Annotated in this window: 13 protein-coding genes and 1 pseudogene; 3 read left to right on the top strand and 11 right to left on the bottom strand. The window is 69.7% G+C overall.

The features are described from left to right. On the bottom strand, positions 1-2229 hold the full coding sequence (locus ACTMVF_RS38195; RefSeq protein WP_441275678.1) for a family 43 glycosylhydrolase: 2229 nt from the start codon (positions 2227-2229) through the stop codon (positions 1-3). 245 nt (positions 2230-2474) lie between these two features. Between ACTMVF_RS38195 and ACTMVF_RS38190 the strand changes: the two genes are divergently transcribed. Further along, positions 2475-3629: a right-handed parallel beta-helix repeat-containing protein gene (locus tag ACTMVF_RS38190; RefSeq protein ID WP_441275677.1), complete on the top strand. Its 1155-nt coding sequence runs from the start codon at positions 2475-2477 to the stop codon at positions 3627-3629. A gap of 63 nt (positions 3630-3692) precedes the next feature. Here ACTMVF_RS38190 and ACTMVF_RS38185 read toward each other — a convergent pair whose 3' ends face one another. The 4 genes from ACTMVF_RS38185 to ACTMVF_RS38170 form a co-directional block, all read right to left on the bottom strand. Then, positions 3693-5375, bottom strand: coding sequence for a rhamnogalacturonan lyase B N-terminal domain-containing protein (locus tag ACTMVF_RS38185; RefSeq protein WP_441275676.1), 1683 nt, complete (start codon positions 5373-5375; stop codon positions 3693-3695). Between the two features lie 59 nt (positions 5376-5434). Continuing rightward, entirely contained in the window at positions 5435-6265 is an 831-nt protein-coding gene (locus tag ACTMVF_RS38180; RefSeq protein WP_441275675.1) for a pectate lyase, read from the bottom strand. A gap of 84 nt (positions 6266-6349) precedes the next feature. Then, on the bottom strand, positions 6350-7201 hold the full coding sequence (locus ACTMVF_RS38175; protein ID WP_441275674.1) for a hypothetical protein: 852 nt from the start codon (positions 7199-7201) through the stop codon (positions 6350-6352). After that, positions 7198-7764: a SigE family RNA polymerase sigma factor gene (locus ACTMVF_RS38170; protein WP_441275673.1), complete on the bottom strand. Its 567-nt coding sequence runs from the start codon at positions 7762-7764 to the stop codon at positions 7198-7200. The genes ACTMVF_RS38175 and ACTMVF_RS38170 overlap by 4 nt, the downstream gene beginning before the upstream one ends. Before the next feature lie 252 nt (positions 7765-8016). Between ACTMVF_RS38170 and ACTMVF_RS38165 the strand changes: the two genes are divergently transcribed. Beyond that, positions 8017-9468: an NCS2 family permease gene (locus tag ACTMVF_RS38165; protein ID WP_441275672.1), complete on the top strand. Its 1452-nt coding sequence runs from the start codon at positions 8017-8019 to the stop codon at positions 9466-9468. Positions 9469-9501: 33 nt separating this feature from the next. On the opposite strand, the gene ACTMVF_RS38160 is transcribed toward ACTMVF_RS38165, so the two are convergent. The 6 genes and pseudogenes from ACTMVF_RS38160 to ACTMVF_RS38135 form a co-directional block, all read right to left on the bottom strand. Then, the gene (locus ACTMVF_RS38160) at positions 9502-10947 is read right to left on the bottom strand and encodes a peptidoglycan D,D-transpeptidase FtsI family protein (RefSeq protein ID WP_441275671.1); all 1446 of its coding nucleotides are present in this window, start codon (positions 10945-10947) and stop codon (positions 9502-9504) included. Between the two features lie 55 nt (positions 10948-11002). Continuing rightward, positions 11003-11665 carry a response regulator gene (locus ACTMVF_RS38155; RefSeq protein WP_441275749.1) on the bottom strand — a complete coding sequence of 221 codons (663 nt, stop codon included), beginning with the start codon at positions 11663-11665 and terminating at the stop codon, positions 11003-11005. Between the two features lie 5 nt (positions 11666-11670). Then, positions 11671-13002, bottom strand: coding sequence for a sensor histidine kinase (locus ACTMVF_RS38150; protein WP_441275670.1), 1332 nt, complete (start codon positions 13000-13002; stop codon positions 11671-11673). Further along, positions 12999-14000 carry a hypothetical protein gene (locus ACTMVF_RS38145; RefSeq protein ID WP_441275669.1) on the bottom strand — a complete coding sequence of 334 codons (1002 nt, stop codon included), beginning with the start codon at positions 13998-14000 and terminating at the stop codon, positions 12999-13001. The genes ACTMVF_RS38150 and ACTMVF_RS38145 overlap by 4 nt, the downstream gene beginning before the upstream one ends. 80 nt (positions 14001-14080) lie before the next feature. Further along, positions 14081-14550: pseudogene (locus tag ACTMVF_RS38140) on the bottom strand (GNAT family N-acetyltransferase). 79 nt (positions 14551-14629) lie between these two features. Further along, positions 14630-15403 (bottom strand): IclR family transcriptional regulator, encoded by a 774-nt coding sequence (locus ACTMVF_RS38135; protein ID WP_004002235.1) that lies wholly within the window; start codon positions 15401-15403, stop codon positions 14630-14632. Between the two features lie 132 nt (positions 15404-15535). Between ACTMVF_RS38135 and ACTMVF_RS38130 the strand changes: the two genes are divergently transcribed. Beyond that, entirely contained in the window at positions 15536-17065 is a 1530-nt protein-coding gene (locus ACTMVF_RS38130; RefSeq protein ID WP_441275668.1) for an aldehyde dehydrogenase (NADP(+)), read from the top strand. Positions 17066-17123 lie beyond the last annotated feature (58 nt).

Raw genomic sequence — 17123 nt, 5'->3', positions numbered from 1 at the left:
CTACCGCCGTGCGGGCTTGATCCCCTCCAGCGTCGGCACCACCGGCTCGATCGTGTCGTCGGCCGCGAAGCGCATCCGGTCGATGGTCGTCTCGCGGTGCATGCCGTCACCGCCCGGCCTGCCGGGGCCGTTCAGGGCGAACCGGTGGTAGACGACGTACCAGTCGTCGGTGCCGGGGGCGTTGACCACGGAGTGGTGACCCGTGCCGAGGATCCCGTACTCGGGACGCTTCTGCAGGATGGTGCCCCGCTTGGTCCACGGGCCGAGCGGGGACGGCCCCGTGGCGTAGGCGACGTGGTAGTTCTCGCTGCGGGTGTCGTCCTCGGACCACATGAAGTAGTAGGTGCCCTTCCGCTTGATCACGAAGGAGCCCTCGCGGAAGTTGTCGGGCGTGATGTCCTGCACCTTCGACGCGTCGTACGACACCATGTCGTCGTTCAGCGGGACCACGTACCCGTGCCCGTTGCCCCAGTAGAGATACGACGTCCCGTCGTCGTCCGTGAAGACGGCCGGGTCGATCATCTGGCCCTTGAGCGCACCGCCCTTGGCGACCAGCGGCTTGCCCAGCGCGTCCTTGAACGGTCCGGCCGGCGAGTCGGCCACCGCCACGCCGATCTGCTGCTCGGCGCAGAAGTAGAAGTAGTACTTGCCGTCGCGCTCGGCGATCGCGGGCGCCCAGGCGTACTTGTCGGCCCAGCTCACGTCCGGCCCCAGGTCCAGGATCACGCCGTGGTCCTTCCAGTGGACCAGGTCCTTCGACGAGTACGCCTTGAACTTGGTCCCGCTCCAGCCCTGGAAGCCGTCGGTCGTCGGGTAGATCCAGTACTCGCCGTCGAGGTAGTGCACGTCCGGGTCGGCGTTGAGGCCCGGCAGGACGGGACTGCCGGTCCGTACCGCCTCGACCGTCCAGGTGCGCTTCGTGCCGTCCGCCGCGGTCACCGTGTACGTCTGCGGCTTGCGGAAGTCGCGCCGGGTGCCGGAGCGTGGGCTGACCGTCGCGCCCTCACCGACCCACAGCTTCGGGGCGAGGCGCCCGAGGTCGGCGTCCGGCCGCATCGGGAGTACGACCTTGGAGGCGCTCTCGGTGACGATCGCGTACCCCTTCTGGTCCCGCGCCGTCGCGTCCACGACCGAGGCCGGGCTCGCGGGGTACGCGGCCAGCAGTCGGTCGTACTCCGCCTGCGTCACCGGAATCACCGTGCCGTGCCGGGGACTTGCGGGCAGCTGGTAGTCGGTGGACGGGGTCCACTTGCCCGAGTCGAGGTCGGTCGTCTCGAAGGGGAGGTAGCCGCGGCCGCCGTACTCGTCGATGAACAGGTACCACTTCTCCTCGGTGTTCGACTTGAACACCGTCGGACCCTCGCCCCGGTCCATCGCGCCGCTGCCGATGCAGTCGGCCACGAAGTCGTACGACGTGTCGGTCAGGCTCGTCGACTTCTCCGCGGTGATGAACTTCGAGCAGGGGCTGGAGGAGCTCGGGTCCCGCTCGTCCTTGGTGTAGCGGTAGTAGGTGTCCTTGTGCTTGACCACGGTCGAGTCGATGACCGAGTAGCCGGGGTCGTCCCAGACCTTCGGCGCGCTGAAGGTGCGGAAGTCCTTCGTGGTCGCGTACAGCATCTTGTTGTACGTCGATCCGGTGTGGTCGGGGTCGTCGTCGGCGTACAGCTTCGACGCCCAGAAGACGACGAACTCACCCAGGCTGTCGTCCCAGTACGCCTCCGGCGCCCAGGTGTTGCCCGCGTTGTCGGGGGAGACCTTCACCAGGCGCTGGTCAGTCCAGTGGACCAGGTCGGTGGACTCCCAGACCATGATCGACTTGCTGCCGTGCCGCTGGACCTGGTCCCAACTGCCGCTGCTGTTCCGGTACATCCGCAGGTCGGTCGCGATCATGTAGAACTTGTCGCCCTCGGGGGAGCGGATCACGAACGGGTCGCGCAGGCCCTTCTCCCCGATCGTGGACGTGAGGACCGGCTTGCCGGCGTTCAGCTCCCGCCAGTGCAGCGCGTCGTTGCCGCGGCTGAGGGCGTAGCGGATCTGCTCGCCGTCGGCGGTGCCCTCGCCGGTGAAGTAGGCGAAGAGATAACCGGCGTACTTGGGCTGGCTGACGGGCTGTGTCACGGGTGGTGCTCCGGAGTTCGCGGTACTGGGGGGTGCGGCCAGCAGGCCGAGCAGGAGAGCCAGGAGGGGGATCAGTGGGGTCAGGAGCGTGCGGGCGGTGCGGGGGCGCATGACACATCCTGTGTGAGTCTGGGGGTTCGGGTGGGGGGTTCTGTTTGTTCGGCTGACTCGGAGTGTCATCGGTGGGGGACAGGGCGTCAATCGGTGCGCAGGTGACGGACGGGGACCGAAAGTTTCGCTCGCTTTCGGCGGGGTGCGGCAACCTTCCTGGTCGCGGCGGCGACCAGATGCCAGAAGCGGGCCGGGGCGGCCCCTCCGGCCCGCTTCGGCCCCATTCCCCAGGAAAGGAACGCTCCGTGCGCTTGAGCACCGGCCGTCACCGCAGGACCCGTACCTTGTCCATCGCCGCGGCGATCGCCGTGGCGTCGGGGGCGGGCGGCGTCTGCGTCGGCCTCTCCGACGGTGGTGCCGAGGCCGCCGCGACGACGGTCACCGTGTCCACCACCGCTCAGCTGGAGTCGGCCGTCAAGAACGCCACCGCCGGTACGGCCATCCAGGTCCGCGGCGGCACCTACCAGCCGACCGCCACCCTCAAGTCCACGGCGAACGGCACCGGTTCGGCCCGGATCACGCTGCAGGCGTACGGCAGCGAGAAGGTGAGGATCGACGGCGCCAAGCTGCCCGCCGGCTCCTGGCTGGCCGGGATCTACGGCGACTACTGGACCGTCCAGAACCTCACCTTCGTCAACGCCCCGGCCCAGGGCTTCGTCGCCACCTCGTCGGTGGGCGGCGTCTTCAAGAACCTGGTCACCGCGAACAACGGCGACTCCGGCTTCACCCTGCGCGGCGACGGTACGACGAACAACCTCGTGCAGAACCTGGACAGTCACGGCAACTACGACCCGTCCGGGCACGGTCAGAACGCCGACGGGATCGCCATCAAGTTCGGCTCCGGAACGGGCAACAAGCTCACCGGGGCGCGCCTGTACAACAATTCCGATGACGGTCTCGACCTCTGGCAGTTCTCCTCGCCGGTCACCGTCGAGCACACCTGGGCCTTCGGCAACGGCAAGAACCGCTGGGCCGACTCCGCCTTCGAGGGCAACGGCAACGGCTTCAAGCTGGGCGGCGGAGGGGCCTCCGTCGCACACGTCGTCAACAACAACGCGGCCTGGGACAACACGCTGCACGGCTTCACGGAGAACTCCAACACCGGGGCGATCGCCCTCAACCGCAACACCGCCTACGCCAACACCGCCTCCGGCTTCTACTTCGCCACCGGCAAGGCGCGCCTCGCCCGCAATCTCGCGGTGAGCAACAAAGGCGGGCTGTCCAAGCTGGGGTCGTCGACCGTCAGCGCGGCGAACAACTGGGACAACGGGGTGGCGACCCCGTCCTTCAAGTCGAAGGACGCGACAACGGCGTATGCCTCCCGGCAGGCGAGCGGGGCGTTGCCGTCGACCACGTTCCTGACGACGGGGTCGGCGACGATCGGGTCGACGATGAACTGACTGCCGCGAACGCCCCCGCCGGTCGTCACCGGCGGGGGCGTTCCACTGCTGACCGAGGGGGGCTCAGGTCAGCAGGTCCAGACAGTCGAACGAGGTGCCCGGGCTGAGGTGGGCCGAGCCGCTCGAACCACTGACGATGTTGATCCTCAGGACGTTGTACTGGGTCGTGTCCGTCTTCCACGCACTCTTAGGGACGTTGAAGACGAACGTGTGGTTGTTCCCGCGGTAGGAACCCGTGGTGAGGGAACGCGTCGAGGGTTGTGTGGGAGCTGTGGGGGCGGCCGAGACCCAGTCGTTCACGGCGATGCGCGGCCGGCCGTTCAGGAACGCGTCCGTCACCCCGACCCGCAGGGTGTGCGCCGCCGCGGCCTGCTCCTTGGTCAGCTTGAAGTAGACCAGGACACCGTCGTTGACGTCCTTCCACAGGTACGCCGGGAAGGCCGCGGCCTCGCTGCCGCCGCCGATCGTGACGTTCCCCGTCCACTTCGCCGCGCGCCCGTCGGACGGATGCGCGTACGTCATCAGCTCGGCGTTCTTGAACCCGCCGGGCGTGCCGTCCCAGTCGCCGAGCCGCCAGATGGCCTTGGCGGCCGACGGGTCGCCGGCGATGGTGATGCTGTGCAGCGACGTCGCGGCGCCCGCGGTCACCTTCACCCTGCCGCTGTGCACGGCGAGTTCGCCCTTGTAGACGGTCATCGTGTACGTCCCCGGCAGCATCCCCTTGCAGGAGAACGCCCCCGACCCGGCCGCGGCCTTCGCCCAGTACTGCGCGTCCTCGTTCGCGAAGCCCACGGTGTACGCGTACTTCGCGTCCATGCCCTTCAGGCCCACGCCCGCCACCTTGCCGCGACCGGACGCGCCGACCCAGCCGGTGATGCCGAGGCCGTCCACCCAGGAGGTGTCGAGTCGCGCGTGGAAGAGGGACGACGACGGTGCCCCGCCGTCCGTGAACGACAGCACGTACGGGCCCTGGAGACCGAAGCGCTCCGGCTCCGTCTGTGCCTGGTTGTAGTGCAGGATCTCGTAGAGGCCGGCGCCCAGGTCGTTCGAGTGGCGCAGCAGTGAGCGGTAGAACGGTCCGCCCGACGCCTTCTCGTGGTTGGAGCGCACCAGCCACAGACCGACCGAGCCGGTGGTGAAGCCGACGTGGTCGTAGTCGATGACGCGCTTGCCCGAGTAGTGCTTGGAGTGGGTCGTACCGTCCGCGCGCTTCCAGACGTCCCCGGCCTCGATGACCTTGTCGGAGGCCTCGATCCAGGTGTCCGGGCCTTCGTTGGGGAAGATCCCCGGCTTCAGACGGACGAGGAAGCGAGTCGCCGTGAAGGAGGCGTCGGCCTTGTTCGTCCACAGGTAGACGTTGTTCTGGCCGCTGCGCGCCGCGTACCACTGGGTGATCGCCCCGTGTACGACCTTCACCAGGATCGTCGAGCCCGACTGCTTGATCGTCACCGTGGACGCGCCCAGCCCGGACTCGACGTGCGAGTGCTTGCCGCCGTACCCCTCGTACTCCTTGCCCTTGTACACGAGGGACGTCAGGTCGCCGGTCGACTTGGAGACCTTGAGGACGAGCGAGGCTCCGGTGTCGATGACGTAGTGGGAACCGTCGTCCTTGTAGCCGAAGGTCGCGGCGGAGGCGGAGGAGAGGAGGCCGGTGCCGCCCGCGACGGCGGCACCGGTGGCGGCGACGCCGATCGCGGAGGCCCCGAGGACCCGCCTGCGGGTGAGGCTTCTCTTGTGCGTGCTCACAGGTCGTGCTCCGGGGGATGGCCCGGGAGACGCCCCGGGGGAGGTGCTTGAACGTTCACTCACTGGTACGTGATGTCAGATGACGAGAACTTGCAGGAGGTTCCGTCAGCGCCGGTGCCGATTTCCGTCGGCTCGTCGCCCGAGCTGTTGCCCTTGAAGCGGACGCAGGTCTTGATCTTCTTGCCGCTGTCGCCGTGGATGCGGACCTTGCGCAGGGCGGCCGTGTCGCCGTAGTTGGCGTTGATGCCGACGATCGAGTTCATCGGCGCGGTGACGTCCACGTCGTTGATGATGATCGTGCGCTTGTACTGCGTGGAGCAGTTTCCGCAACTGCGCACCAGCTTGCCCGAGCCCGCCACCTGGAACTTGCTGACGACCAGCTTGCCCGCGCCGTTGAACTGGAGGACCTTGTCCGACCCGTTCTTCGCGCCGCCGCCGTAGACCGCGTACACGGCCGAGGACGACTTGCCCTTGAACGTCGCCGCGTCCTCGCCGACGTCGTTCCACCACACGTTCCGCAGCGTGCAGCTGCCCAGGCAGTGCACGCCGTCGGCGGCCGGACTGCCGAGGATCACGTTCTTCAGAACGGCGCCGTCCGCCAGCTGGAAGATCGGGTCCTGGCCCTCTTCCTGGCCGTTGCCGCCCAGGGCGCCGCTGCCGTAGTACTCCTTGTAGCCACCGTCAAGCGTGCCGGAGACCTTGATCGTGCTGGTCACGGCCTGCTTGCCCTTGGCCGTCGGCCAGGAGGCGGTGGCACCGGCGGTGGACAGCATCGTCGTCGTGACGATCGCGGCACCCGTGATGCCCAGGGCCGAGGCTCCGGCGATCACCGCCCGCCGCTTCGTGACCTTGCGGCGGTGGCTGACGCGCTGTTCGGCTCGTGCTGTCATTACCCGATTCCTTGCGTGGGGGGATCGTTGCGACTCTTGGTCGCCCCCGGGTGAAGGAAGGGTTGCCGCGCGCTCGGGATTCTTTTACGAATCCCCTTCATCTGTAGCGGAGTTGTCGTCGTGATCTGCGAAGTCGCCCGCCACGGACAGCTGTTCGCCGCCCGCCGTGGCCGTCATCGCATAGCTGTCGTCCTTGGCGTCCCGGCCGCCGCGCTCATGGTCGTACTGCCCCGCGAACACCCACTCGCCCGCGCGGACCGTACGGCCCTCCTTGAGCACCCAGGTGTAGACGAGGAAGCCGTCCTTCTCCTCGACCGTCAGCGTGAAGTCGTCCTCGGGCAGCGAGCGCCAGGCGCCGGCCGAGGTGACCCCGCCGGTCTGGGCGACCTTCAATCGTACGGTGAGCGCGGTGAGCTGCTCGCTCGTCTTGAGGGTGAGATTGCTCTGCGCCCAGAAGTCGTTGCTGTGCGGGTCCACCGAGCCGTCCGACCACAGCGGGCCGTCCTCCGCGCCCTCGGCGGCCGGCAGCGGGGCGGTCACGGACGGCTGCTGCGAGGGGGACCTGCTCGGCTCGGGCGTCTGCCGCGGTTTCTCCGGCGTGGGGTTCACGGGCGGCACCGGCGCGCGGCTCGTCGCGTCCGGCGACGGCGTGGGCGTCGGCGAGGTCGCCACCGTCTGCTGCGGGGTGTCCTCCTTCACGGCGGACGCGACCGCGTACCCGCCGACCGCGAGGACACCGGCGACCGCGGCCGTGGCGGTCACCACCCGGAACCAGCCGTAGACCGGCGGACGGGTCGCCCGGTGGTCGGGGCGGGTCTGTTCGCTCATCCCGCGCTCGATCCGGGCCAGCATCCGCTCCCGGTCGGGCTCGTGCGCCTCGGCCGCCTGGTGCAGCCGGGCGCGCAGCTCGTCGTGCACGTCCCGCCGCATCGTCATCGGTCCCTTCCTCCGGTGTCACCGGTGCGCACCATCGCCGCGTGCACCCTGAGCGGAGCTCCCTGTGCCCCGAGCAGCCGCTGCAACTCGGCCATGCCCTTCGAGGTCTGGCTCTTCACCGTACCGACCGAGACGCCCAGGGCGAGGGCGGTGTCCTTCTCGGACAGGTCGAAGGCGTGCCGCAGCACCACACAGGCGCGTTTGCGGAACGGGAGTCTACGCAACGCCTCCTGGACATCGACGACGCCCGCGACGTCCGGGTTCTCCGTCTTCTCCTCGCGTTGCGACCAGAACAGGGCGATGCGCCGCCGTTCCCGGACCGCGCTGCGGATTTTCGTGCGGGCCAGATTGGCGACCACCCCGCGCGCGTAGGCCACCGGATGGTCGGCCGCGCGTACCCGGTCCCAGCGGTGCCACAGCGCCAGCAAGGCGTCCGCCGCCAGATCGTCCGCGGCGTCCGCCTCGCCCGTCAACAGATGGGCGAGGCGGGACAGTTCGGCGTAGTGGCGTTCGAAGAAGGCGTGGAACTCCACGGAGGCGGTGTCGTCGACGACCGTGCCCACGGGTGATCCCCCTCCTGCCTGTGCGTGCCATGTGAATGACATGTGATCGTCCGGAGGTCATCCGGAATGGAGATCCGGAAGCGTAGCAGTGATCGAGTGCTTGGTCGTACAGAGCTTCGAACGCCGTATGGCAGGCCGTACGGTGAGCAGCACTGATTCCGTAACACGGAGAAAACCTGAAACGCGTTCAACGCGGGAACAATCCAGCCAGCATCCGCACACCGATCAGTCAGGCAACAAGGAGCGACCGCCATGTCCGAATCCCAGAAGGTGACCGACCGGCCAAGTGCCCCGCCACCAGGCGTGAACAGCGTCGACCGGTTCTTCAAGATCTCCGCACGGGGGTCCACCTTCGCCCGTGAGATACGCGGCGGCTTCGCCACGTTCTTCACGATGGCCTACATCCTTGTCCTGAATCCCATCATTCTCGGCAGCGCGAAGGACAAGTTCGGCGACCAGCTGGACGCGGTCCAACTCACCACCGCCACCGCCCTGGTGGCCGCCGTCATGACGATCATCATGGGTGTCGGCGGCAACCTCCCGCTCGCGCTCGCCGCCGGCCTGGGCCTCAATGCCGTTGTCGCCTTCCAGATCGCCCCGTTGATGTCCTGGGACGACGCGATGGGCCTGGTCGTCCTCGAAGGCCTGCTGATCTGCGTGCTCGTGGTCACCGGTCTGCGCGAGGCCGTCATGCACGCCATCCCGCAACCGCTCAAGCAGGCCATCAGCGTCGGCATCGGCCTGTTCATCGCCTTCATCGGCTTCGTCGACGCCGGGTTCGTCAGCCGCATCCCGGACGCCGCGAACACCACCGTGCCGGTTCAGCTGGGCGGCACCGGCCAGCTCACCGGGTGGCCGATGCTCGTCTTCTGCCTCGGAGTCCTGCTGACGATCGCCCTGCTCGCCCGCAAGGTGAAGGGCGCCATCCTGATCAGCATCGTCACCATGACGGTCGTCGCGATGGTCATCAACTCGATCGCCGACATCAAGGCCTGGGGTCTGACCACACCGGCCTGGCCGGACAAGGTGGTCGACACCCCCGACTTCGGACTCATCGGCGACTTCAGCCTGTTCGGCGCGTTCGGCGAGACCACGGCCATCACCGTCGTCCTGCTGATCTTCACGCTGATCCTGTCCGACTTCTTCGACACCATGGGCACGGTCGTCGGCATCAGCGCGGAGGCCGGTCTCCTCGACGAACAGGGCAAGGTGCCCAACCTCGGCCGGGTGCTGCTGATCGACGGCGCCGCGGCGGCCGCCGGCGGTGCGGCCTCGTCGTCCTCCGCGACCTCCTACATCGAGTCGGCGGCGGGCGTCGGCGAGGGCGCGCGCACGGGCTTTGCCAACCTGATCACCGGCGGCATGTTCGCCCTGGCCCTCTTCCTGACCCCGCTGCTCACGATCGTCCCGCTCCAGGCCGCGGCCCCCGCCCTCGTCGCCGTCGGCTTCCTGATGATGACCCAGGTCAAGCACATCGACTGGGACAAGTACGAGATCGCCATCCCGGCGTTCCTGACCATCGCCGTGATGCCGTTCACGTACTCGATCACCAACGGCATCGGGGCAGGGTTCCTCGCCTACGTCGTGATCAAGGTCGTGCTGGGGAAGGCGAAGGAGATCCACTGGTTGCTGTGGGGGACCTCGGTGCTGTTCCTGGTGTACTTCGCCATCAACCCGATCGAGCAGATCCTGGGCGTGAAGTAGGGAAGAGCCCCGGTGTTGAGCCGGGGCCCTTCGCTAGTTCTTCAGCGCGGCCTCCATCACGGCCTTGGCCACCGGCGCCGCCAGCCCGTTACCGCTGACCTCCGAGCGCGCCGCGTTCGACTGCTCGACGATCACCGCCACGGCGACCTCCTTGCCGTCGGCCTTCCCGTAGGACGTGAACCAGGCGTACGGCGTCTTGCTGTTGTTCTCGCCGTGCTGGGCCGTGCCCGTCTTGCCGCCCACCGTCGCGCCCGAGATCTGCGCGTTCGTGCCTGTGCCCTTCTCCACGACCGTCTGCATCGCCGACTGGAGCTGCTCGGCCGTGTCGGAGCTGACGATCTCCTTGGTGTCGGCGTCGTCGTCGTAGTTCTCCAGGACGTCGCCGCCGCCGTCGGTGATCTGGGACACCATGTGCGGCGAGACCAGCTTGCCGTCGTTGGCTATGGCGGCCGACACCATGGCCATCTGGAGCGGGGTGGCGGTGACGTCGAACTGGCCGATGCCGGTCAGGGCGGTCGACGCGTCGTCCATGTCGGAGGGGTACACGCTGGTGTACGCCCGCACCGGCACGTCCTGCTCCTTGTCGTTGAAGCCGAACTTCTCGGCCATCTCCCGGACCTTGTCCTGGCCCAGGGCGACGGCCATGCTCCCGAAGACGTTGTTGCACGAGTACTGCAGCGCCACCCGGATCGAGGCGTTCTCGCACGGGGCGGACAGGTTCTCGTTCGTCAGCTTGTCGCTCGACTGCGGCAGCGGGTACGGGTCCGGACTGTCCGTCTTCTCGTCCACCGACGAGTACAGGCCGTCCTCCAGCGCGGCCGCCGCCACGACCAGCTTGAACGTCGAACCCGGCGGCAGCGGCTGGCGCAGCGCGCGGTTCGTCATCGGCTTGTCGGCGTCCTTGGTCAGCTGCTTCCAGGCGGCGGAGTCACCCGTGGTGATCCGCGACGGGTCGTACGACGGAGTGGAGGCGACCGCCAGGATCTTCCCGGTGGTGGGGTCGATCGCGACGGCGGCGCCCTTGTTGTCGCCGAGCGCGTCGTACGCCGCCTTCTGCACATCCGGGTCGATCGTCGTGATCACGTTGCCCGGATCGGCCCGCTTGCCGGTGACCGTGTCCATCACGCTTTTCAGGCGGTTGTCGCTGCCGTCGAGCAGGTCCTGGTAGATGCCCTCCAACTGTGTGGCTCCGTACGCCTGCGAGCTGTAGCCGGTCACGGCCGAGTACAGCGCGCCGTCGGTGTACGTCCGCTTGTACGCGAGGTCACCGCTCTTCGTCGGCGCCGAGCCGGTGATGGCTTCGCCGCCCACGATGATGTTGCCGAGCGGCTCGCTGTACAGCGCGATCGTGTTCCGCCGGTTGTCCTTGTCGTCCGCGAGCGCCTGGCCTTCGTAGAACTGCACCCAGGTCGCCCTGACCAGCAGAGCGAACACCAGCAGCAGCGCGAAGACGGACGCCCGCCTGATCGTCTTGTTCATCCCACTCAAGAAGACGATCAGGATGGGACGGAACGTTCCCTTCCGCCCTGTTTTCTCATCGAGCGTTCATGAAACCCGCCTCGTACGCGGCGATCACGGCCTGTGTGCGGTCCCGGGTGCCGGTCTTGGCCAGCACCGCAGCCACATGCGACTTCACCGTGGCCGGACCGACCTCCATGCGCCGCGCGATCTCCGCGTTGGTCAGGCCCTGTGCCATCAGCCGCAGCACCTCGCTCTCGCGGCCCGTGAGCTTCGCCACCCAGGGCGGCGGGGCGGGGTACGCGCGCGCGTGCTCGGCCGCGAGGCTGCGGACGGCCGACGGGAACAGCAGGGTGTCGGTGCGCGAGACCAGCCGTACGGCCTGGACGAGCGCGTCGGCCTCCGCCCGCTTCAACAGGAACCCGGCGGCTCCCGCGCGCAGGGCGTCGTACACATAGGAGTCGTTCTCGAAGGTGGTGACGACGACGATGCGGGGAGGTTCGTCGAGCGTGGCCAGGATCTGCTCGGTGGCCCGGATGCCGTCGATCTCCGGCATCCGGACGTCCATGAGGACCACGTCGGGCCGCCGCTCCCGCACCACGGACACCGCCTCGGCGCCGGTCGCCGCCTCACCGACCACCTCCAGGTCCGGCTCGGCGGAGAGGATGGCGCGCAGGGCGGTGCGGACCATGCGCTCGTCGTCGGCGAGGACGATACGGATGGGTGGGCTGGTCGTCATGCTCGTCATGCGGGTCCCTTCATGGGCAGCCGTACGTGCAGTCGCCAGGTGCCCTTCGTCGTGCCTGCCTTCGCCGGTCCCGTCGCTGCCGCCCCGGCCTCCGCCGCTCCCGCCTCCACCGTCCCCGCCTCCACCGTCCCCGCCTCCACCGTTCCGCCCAGCAGCCGCGCCCGGTCGGCGATGCCGCGCAGGCCGTGGCCGCCGCCGGGGCGGCAGGGGGAGGCGTGGGCCAGGGGGTTCTCGACGGTGATCTCCAGGTGCTCGTCGGCGACCTCGATCCGCAAGCTCACCCTCACCTGGTCACCGGCGTGCTTGAGGGCGTTGCTCAGCCCCTCCTGCACGATGCGGTAGCCCTCGCGGGCCAGGACGGGCGGCAGGGCTTCGGCGTCGGCCTCGACCGTGGCGGTCACCCGCGCCCCGCCCGCGCGGGTGCGGCGCAGCAGGCCCTCCAGGTCGGCGGCGAGGGTGGGCGCCGGAGCCGTACCGGGTGTGCCGCCGTCTCTCAACACGCCCAGGACGGCGTCGAGTTCGCCGACCGTGCGCCGGGTGGTGTCCTCGATCGCGGCGAGGGCCTCGCGAACGAACTCCGGGTCCGTGTCGAGGAGTCGGCGGGCCGCGCTCGCCTGGAGGGTGACGGCGCTGAGGGCGTGGCCCACGGAGTCGTGCAGTTCGCGCGCGAGCCGGTTGCGCACGGCGAGGTCGGCGGCGCGTGCCTCGGCCGCCGCGAGCCGGTCCTCGGGCGTGGGCCCGAGCAGCGCGGGCGCCCAGCGGGCGAGGAGCGCGCCGGAGGCGGCCGCGCAGCCGGCGAGCGCCAGCAGGGACGCCACGCCCGCGACCGGCGCGAGCGCCAACACCCAGGGCTGGTCGAGGGATTCGGGCAGCTCGACGGCCTCGGCACCGCCCAGCCGGACGATCAGCGGCAGTGCGGCGAGGAAGCCCGCGAACGGCGGCACCGCCAGCGACATCCCCGAGATGATCCCGCCGAACCCGAGATGCAGCGTGAACCAGGCCGCCGTACGCCCCTTCGCGGCCCGCGTCCGGGCGGGGCCGTGGGCGAGCAGCCCCGCGTCGACACCGCACAGCGACCGCACGGCACCCGCCTCCAGGGACCGGGTCAGCGGGAACAGGGCGGCGGTGAGGGCGGCGAGGGGCAACCCGACGGTGAAGGAGAGGAGTTGCAGGGGCAGGTCCTGGAAGACGTACCTGGAGTCGGTGGCGGGGCCGACGACGAGCTGACCGACGAAGACGTACGGCATGGCGAGCGCGCCGCCGAGGATCAGATGGATCCAGCGCCGGCGCGCCCGCCGCCCGAACAGATGGCGGATGAACTCACTCATGCCGTACGGCACTTCTGCCTCGCGGAGCGCTCCGCGAGGAAGTGGACGCCGAGGCAGGCGACGAGGATGCCGACGATCATCTGGCCAGCGTAGGTGAGGCTCAGCACCGGTGTCGGGCCGTCGGCGATGTCGGTGAGCGGGGCCAGCGACAGCCAGCCCGCCCAGCAGACCGTGGCGGCGGAGCCGACCCAGGCGAGGGTGAGGGGCAGTCCGACGGGCAGCGCCCGGCCGCGCCGGAAGGCGAGGAGGAGGCCGCCGGTGACGGCCATGGCGAGGAACAGGGCGGACAGAGCCTCCATGACGTAGAAGCCACTGGTGCGGTCGGCGAGGTGGGCCTCGGCCAGCCCGGTGGTGCCGCCGCACGCCCACAGCAGGTGGGCGGTCAGCGGCGGCAGCCCGCACCCGGCCGCCGCGACGGCGACGGCACGCTGGGCCGCCCCGATGAGGCCGACCGGAAGCTCCCAGATCCGTCCCTCCCACAGCCGGCCCCAGCGGTCACGGGCGTACAGCACGAGCAGGGCGCCGAGGCTGAGTCCCTGCACGATGAACCCGGTGTAGACGACCCCGAAGACCCAGGCGTCGAGGAACGGTTCACCATCGGCTGCGGTGGTGTTCGCGGGCCCGCCGAGCGCGTCGACGAGCACCTGGAGCGGGAACCCGGCCATGATCGGCGCGAGCAGTCCGGTGGCCACCCAGGCGGGGAGGACGAGCAGCCACGCGGGCACCCGCAGCCCCCACGGCCGGGTCAGCACCAGCGCGAGCACGATGACGGCCGCGTCCATGAGCACGGTGACGCTGTTGGCGACAGCCATGGTCGCCCGGTGCTCCAGCAGGGAGCTGCCGTCCGGGATGCCGATCCGGCTCCCGGCGATCCAGACGATCTTGAGCGAGAGGTACGGCAGGCAGGAGACGATGGCGACGGCCCGCAGGGCGCGACGGGACCTGCCGAGCCCGACGGCGTGGTCGGTCTCCTGGGCGGGAGCGAGTGTCTGCGTCATACGGCCACGCTCCCGCGAGAGCGCCCGTCGGCACCTCCTGCGCGGCGATGATCCGTCTCCGTCTGACGGGGGAGAGGCCCTCAGCCCCCCAGGTGGAGGACGACCTCGTCGATCTCCTCGCCCCGCGCGTTCGCGAAGCCCCTGGCCTGCGCGGTCACCCGGAATCCGCACTTGTGCAGCACCCGCAGCGAGCCCGCGTTGTCCGCCGCCGCCCGGGCGTACAGCGGGCGCTCGGGGACCTCGGTGAGCAGCCCGCGCAGCGCGGCAGTGGCGATGCCCCGCCCCCAGTACGCCCGGTCCCCCAGTACGTCACCTCCCGCTCGCCCGGCTCCCCGTACACCGCCGTGCTGCCCACCACGTCACCGTCGGCCAGGATCGTCCGCAGCACGGCGTCCGAGGACCGGATCCGTTTCCAGTGCGCGTCGAAGGCGTCCCGGTCGGCCGGGTCCTTGGGGGTGAAGGCCGCCATGCGCAGGGCCTCGGGGTCGTTCATCTGCCGGTAGAAGACCGGCAGGTCGCTGTCGTGTACCTCGCGGAGTTCCACATCCATGGGGTCAGAGCCTAGGAGGGAGATCAGGGCCCGCGGGGGAGATCTGGGTCTGCGGGCGAGATCTGGGTCTGCGACGGAGTCAGAGCCTCCGCGTGGCCAGCGTCAGTCTGTCGCGTGCGTCGAACAGCGCGTCCTTGACCATCTGCTCGTGGGCGGGCGTCAGTCGGGCCACCGGCACCGAGCAGCTGATCGCGTCGCGGGCCGGGGTGCGGTACGGAATCGCGACGCCGAAGCAGCGCAGCCCCAATGTGTTCTCCTCACGGTCGACGGCGAAGCCCTGCTCGCGGACCTGGTGGAGCTCCTCGATGAGCTTCTCGCGGTCGGTGATGGTGTTCTCGGTCAGCGCGGGGAGCGTCTCCGGGAGCATCTTGCGGACCTGTTCGTCCGTGTAGGTGCTCAGCAGCGCCTTGCCGAGGGAGGTCGAGTGGGCGGGCAGGCGACGGCCGACCCGGGTGAAGGGGCGCAGGTAGTGCTGGGACTGGCGGGTGGCCAGGTAGACGACGTTCGTGCCGTCCAGACGGGCCAGGTGGATGGTCTCGGTTGTGTCGTCCGACAGCCGGTCCAGCGTCGGACGGGCCGCCGCGACCACCTCGTCGCCGTCGATGTAGGAGGTGCCGACCAGCAGTGCCCGTACGCCGATGCCGTACCGCGTGCCCGTCGCGTCCGTCTCCACCCAGCCCAGCTCGACGAGCGTGCGCAGCAACATGTAGAGGCTGGACTTGGGGTATCCCACGGCCTCCTGGACCGACGCGAGGGAGTGCATGCCGGGGCGTCCGGCGAAGTATTCGAGCAGTTCAACCGTCCGTACCGCGGACTTGACCTGCGCCCCGCCGCCCGTCTCGCCAGCCGACATCGCCCTTGACCCCTTCGTTCGACGGGAAATAGTCTCCGAAGCATATTCATCATCAGAGACAGCGTTCAGCATATCGAACGACCCTGGTGGATGACCCCGTACTGCGGCAATACATGTGTGGAGGGACCCGCGGTGGCAGCAGCACCAGTCTGGAGTGTCGACCCCCGAACCGGGAAGCAGCGTGAACAGGTTGCGGTGGAGGCCACAGCCCGGGAGGTGGACGCCGCCGTCCGCGCCGCGGACGACGCGCGCGGCGCGCTCGCCGACCGCACGGTCCGCGCGGCCTTCCTGCGCACCGCCGCCGACCAGCTCCAGGCGGCCAAGGACCAGCTCGTCGAGGCCGCCGACGCGGAGACCGCGCTAGGCCCGGTCCGCCTCACCGGCGAACTCGCCCGCACCTGCTTCCAGCTGCGGTCGTTCGCGGACATCGTCGACGAGGGCGCCTTCCTCGACGTCGTCATCAACCACCCCGACGACACCGCGACCCCGCCGATCCCGGACCTGCGCCGCTACAAGGTGCCCCTCGGCGTGGTCGCCGTCTACTCGGCGTCCAACTTCCCCTTCGCCTTCTCCGTCGCCGGCGGCGACACCGCGAGCGCGCTGGGCGCGGGCTGCCCGGTCGTCGTCAAGGCCCACCCCGACCACCCGGCGCTGTCCGAGCTGGTCGCGGCCGTCCTGCGGCGGGCCGCCGGTGAGCACGGCATCCCCGAGGGTGTCATCGGCCTCGTGCACGGCTTCGAGTCGGGCATCGAGCTGATCAAGCACCCGCTGGTCACCGCGGCCGGCTTCACCGGTTCGATCCGGGGTGGCCGCGCCCTCTTCGACGCGGCGGCTGCGCGGCCGGTGCCGATCCCGTTCCACGGTGAGCTGGGGTCACTGAACCCCGTCGTGATCACCGAGGCCGCGGCCGCCGAGCGCGCCGAGGCGATCGGTACGGGGCTCGCGGGCTCGATGACGCTGGGCGTCGGGCAGTTCTGTGTGAAGCCGGGGCTTGTGCTGGTGCCGTCCGGTGCCGCGGGTGACGGCCTGGTCAAGTCGCTCACGGACGCCGTGAGCGACACCGACGCCGGTGTCCTCCTCGACCACCGCATGCGGGACAACTTCGTCGCCGGGGTCGCCGAGCGTGCCGGGCTCGCCGAGGTGGAAGCCCCGGTGACGCCGGGTGCGGGGGGCGAGCACACGGTCAGCGCCGGGTTCCTGACGGTCGCGGCCGAGAAGCTGACGAGTGAGGGGGAGTACGACCTGCTCCTCGAGGAGTGCTTCGGTCCGGTGACGGTGGTGGCCCGCTACGACGACGACGCGCAGGCGCGGGCCGTGCTGTCCCGGCTGCCCGGCAACCTCACGGCGACGGTCCACCTCTCCGCTGAGGAAGCGGCGGGTGAGGGCCGTGGTGCGGAGATCCTCGCGGAGCTGACGCCGCTGGCCGGGCGTGTGCTGGTGAACGGGTGGCCGACGGGGGTCGCCGTCGCGCAGGCGCAGCATCACGGTGGGCCTTACCCGGCGACGACCTCGACGTCGACGTCGGTCGGCGGTACGGCGATCGAGCGGTGGATGAGGCCGGTTGCCTATCAGGGGGCGCCCGAGGCGCTGCTGCCCAAGGAGCTCCGGGACGACAATCCGCTGGGACTGCCTCGCAGGTTCAACGGTCGTTTGGAGCGGTGACGCTCCGCGGGATTCGCCACAGGGGTGCGGGTGTGATGCGCGGTGCCGGTCCGCAGTG

It is taken from the genome of Streptomyces sp. SD31, from assembly GCF_052068475.1.
Classification (GTDB): Bacteria; Actinomycetota; Actinomycetes; order Streptomycetales; family Streptomycetaceae; genus Streptomyces.
Note: the sequence above shows the minus strand (reverse complement) of the source record. Positions and strands in the feature narration are given on the sequence as shown.

Coding starts and splice junctions, on each gene's coding strand:
- ACTMVF_RS38180 (WP_441275675.1), bottom strand. CDS start 6,265: ATGACAGCACGAGCCGAACAGCGCGTCAGCCACCGCCGCAAGGTCACG.
- ACTMVF_RS38160 (WP_441275671.1), bottom strand. CDS start 10,947: ATGAACAAGACGATCAGGCGGGCGTCCGTCTTCGCGCTGCTGCTGGTG.
- ACTMVF_RS38155 (WP_441275749.1), bottom strand. CDS start 11,665: ATGACGACCAGCCCACCCATCCGTATCGTCCTCGCCGACGACGAGCGC.
- ACTMVF_RS38135 (WP_004002235.1), bottom strand. CDS start 15,403: ATGTCGGCTGGCGAGACGGGCGGCGGGGCGCAGGTCAAGTCCGCGGTA.
- ACTMVF_RS38150 (WP_441275670.1), bottom strand. CDS start 13,002: ATGAGTGAGTTCATCCGCCATCTGTTCGGGCGGCGGGCGCGCCGGCGC.
- ACTMVF_RS38145 (WP_441275669.1), bottom strand. CDS start 14,000: ATGACGCAGACACTCGCTCCCGCCCAGGAGACCGACCACGCCGTCGGG.
- ACTMVF_RS38175 (WP_441275674.1), bottom strand. CDS start 7,201: ATGACGATGCGGCGGGACGTGCACGACGAGCTGCGCGCCCGGCTGCAC.
- ACTMVF_RS38195 (WP_441275678.1), bottom strand. CDS start 2,229: ATGCGCCCCCGCACCGCCCGCACGCTCCTGACCCCACTGATCCCCCTC.
- ACTMVF_RS38165 (WP_441275672.1), top strand. CDS start 8,017: ATGTCCGAATCCCAGAAGGTGACCGACCGGCCAAGTGCCCCGCCACCA.